The organism is Belnapia moabensis DSM 16746 (genome assembly GCF_000745835.1).
Lineage (GTDB): Bacteria > Pseudomonadota > Alphaproteobacteria > Acetobacterales > Acetobacteraceae > Belnapia > Belnapia moabensis.
The window spans coordinates 1-2,895 of the sequence record NZ_JQKB01000218.1; the positions used below are offsets into that span (position 1 = coordinate 1).

3 protein-coding genes are annotated in these 2,895 nt (G+C 59.3%); all 3 read left to right on the forward strand.

All coding sequences use genetic code 11. The features are described from left to right. Positions 1-175 precede the first annotated feature (175 nt). Entirely contained in the window at positions 176-2,077 is a 1,902-nt protein-coding gene (locus EP26_RS30300; protein WP_043345105.1) for a DUF262 domain-containing protein, read from the forward strand. Between the two features lie 171 nt (positions 2,078-2,248). Beyond that, a complete protein-coding gene (locus EP26_RS37945) occupies positions 2,249-2,395 on the forward strand; it encodes an NAD(P)-binding protein (protein WP_245624576.1) in 147 nt (48 codons plus the stop codon). A gap of 54 nt (positions 2,396-2,449) precedes the next feature. After that, positions 2,450-2,895 (forward strand): NAD(P)-binding domain-containing protein (locus tag EP26_RS30305; RefSeq protein WP_245624577.1); only part of this gene is annotated, 446 nt, incomplete at its 3' end.

The following is a 2,895-nucleotide window of genomic DNA, read 5'->3' on the forward strand; positions in this document are numbered from 1 at the left end:
CGTCGCGCGCTTGCCTTCCTGCAATGGGCCTCCGTCCGACGTATGCTTCGAAGGCTATGTCAGAGAACAGAATGATCCCGGATGGACTCTAACACTCTCCTCGTAAGTAAATTGTCGACGGACGCACGGTCAACATCGGCCGCGAGGCAGTCGCGGGCTTAAACTGGGGCGCATCATGGATGCCAAAGACCACCATCTGATCGCAATCCTTGGGGACCAGAAGCGCTTTGTGGTGCCGATCTACCAGCGTCAGTATAGCTGGCAGGAGAATCGGCTCGAACCCTTTTGGGATGACGTCGTTGCTAAGGCTGAAGAGGCCCTAAAGGGGAAGCCGCGCTTCAGTCACTACATGGGCGCGCTCATCCTGGCGCCAGGCGCTGACGGATACACAATCGGCGCGACGCCAAGGGTACAGGTCGTCGATGGCCAGCAAAGGCTGACAACCTTCCAAATTTTTTTGGCGGCGATGCGAGAAGTCGGCATAGGTCTTGGCTTCCCGGAGGTCGGTGACGCGGTGCACAACTACCTCTTCAATCGTCCAATGAGCGGTGATGCTGCCGACAAGGATGCTGCATTTAAGCTGATACCGACCCCTGAGGACCGGTCGATCTTCCATTCGCTGGTGCAAGGTGGGCTTGCAGCCATCATGAAGGATCATCCGGCATTCTTTTACCAGAACGGCAATCTGATCAAGGCGAGAGCACCTAATGCGGTAAGGGGTTTAGTATTCTTCAAGGACCGAATCGAAGCATATGCACGCTTCGGTCAGCAGGGGGACGAGGAGGAAGAGGCAACCGCTTCGGAGAATGACACCGACGGGCAGCGTAGGCGCCTGTACGCCCTGCTTGAAGCATTACTTAACCATCTCAAGTTGGTCGTCATCACCCTCGCGGAGACCGACGATGCTCAGGTCATCTTCGAGACCCTGAATAGCAAGGCTGAACCGTTGCTGGCGATGGATCTTGTCCGCAATAACATTTTCCATCGCGCGTCGGCGCAAGGAGAGTCAGCCGAGGTGCTTTTCGAGCGTAAGTGGCGATCGTTTGACGCTCCGTTCTGGAAGGAAGATGCGCCTCGTGCGAAGCCCAAGCGGCCCCGCATAGACCACTTCCTCAGCCACGCCCTTACCGCGCAGTCGGGCGAGGAAATCTCTCTTCGAGAACTATATGCAGAATACCGCGCCTTCACCCGGCCCAAAGGCAAGCTGCGCTTCCAAACGGTGGAGCAGGAGCTCGACGCTCTCGTCGCGTATGTTCCAACATACCGTAGCCTTGAGCTCGGCGAGGGTGACGGGATGGTCGGGTGGCTAGGCTCAAAGCTTCGAACCTGGGAGGTGAGTACTGCTCACCCACTTGTCTTCTGCATTGCTGCCTCAGATGCCGCTCCGGCTATTAAGGATAGGCTCTATAAGCTCGTCTATTCCTACTTGGTTCGGCGCGCCATCTGCGGTCTCACGTCGAAGGGTATGAATAAAACGTTCCAGCGCCTTGTAGCCGCCATGCTGGAGTATGGCGTGTCGCTCGAGACGTTCGCAGCAGCCTTTGCATCCCAGAACGGGCCGACGGTCCGTTTCCCATCCGACGTGGAATTCCAGGCTGCCGTGCAGACCAACCCCGTCTACACATGGTTCCCACGCAAAGAGCGTCTTGCCGACATCTTATGGGAGTTGGAGTGCGCCTCGCGCACGAAGTTCTCCGTGAGCACAGCGCGACCTAGCGACATGTCGATCGAACACATATTGCCACAGACATGGGAGGCGCACTGGCCTCTTCCGGACGGCCGCACAGTACCGTATGACGGTGCCGCTGCTGATGAAGCAACTGCGACCGCCATCTCAGCCCGGAATGCAGCGCTTCACACACTAGGCAATCTTACCTTGATTACTGTGCCTGGGAACAGTGCCGCTTCAAACCAGGCTTTCAACGTGAAGGCTGCTTGGTTGAAGCAGAGCCTCCTGGCACTTAACCTTGACATCATCGGCAACTCGAATTGGGGTGAGTTGGAGATTGCGAGCCGCGGTCGAGGTTTGGCGGATCTCGCCGTCAAGGTTTGGCCATCGCCAACCTCACCGCTTTAGCAGACTGCTAGAACGCTACCAGCGGCGGGCGGTGAGGGACGACTGGCCGCCGAGGTCGAAGCGGATTTCGTCGGTGATGGGTGCCATCGGCCCCGAGTTCGCCATCGCCATCGCCACTAGCGTGATCACCTCATCACATCCTTCCCAATCGCGCTGTGAGTTAGCTCCCGGATGCCCGTGATTCAAAACAGGCAGGTTGTTGTTATTGGCGGCGGGCAGTCCGGCCTTGCCGCTGGGTACTTCCTGCGACGTGGTGGCATGGACTTCGAGATTCTCGACGCCAGCGACCGACCGGGCGGCGCCTGGCCCAACGCGTAGGATTCCCTGCGGTTGTTCTCGCCCGCCGAGATGAGTTCGCTGCCTGGCTGGCCCATGCCGCCCTCAAGGGGTGGCTATCCCACCCGTGACCACGTCGTGGACTACCTGACGACCTATGAGCAGCGCTATAGCCTGCCTATCCAGAGGCCAGTGCGCGTTGGAGCCGTCACACGCGCGACCGACGGCTTGGCGGTCAGGACCGACCGCGGCACCTGGATGGCTTCGGCAGTCGTCAGCGCGACGGGCGGAGCGAGCCAGCCCTATATCCCAGCGTATTCCGGCCGGGCGCTGTTCCGGGGCATGCAGATCCACTCCTCCGCTTACCGCTCTCCCGATGACTTCGTAGATCAGCGCGTGCTGGTCGTCGGTGGGGGCAACTCGGGCGCGCAGATCCTGGCGGACATCTCTAAGAGTCCATCCGGGATCATTCTGTTCTCTGACATAGCCTTCGAAGCATACGTCGGACGGAGGCCCATTGCAGGAAGGCAAGCGCGCGACGG

Excerpts from the sequence above, each read along its gene's own strand:
- EP26_RS37945 (WP_245624576.1), top strand. The coding sequence starts at position 2,249 with ATGCCCGTGATTCAAAACAGGCAGGTTGTTGTTATTGGCGGCGGGCAG.
- EP26_RS30300 (WP_043345105.1), top strand. The coding sequence starts at position 176 with ATGGATGCCAAAGACCACCATCTGATCGCAATCCTTGGGGACCAGAAG.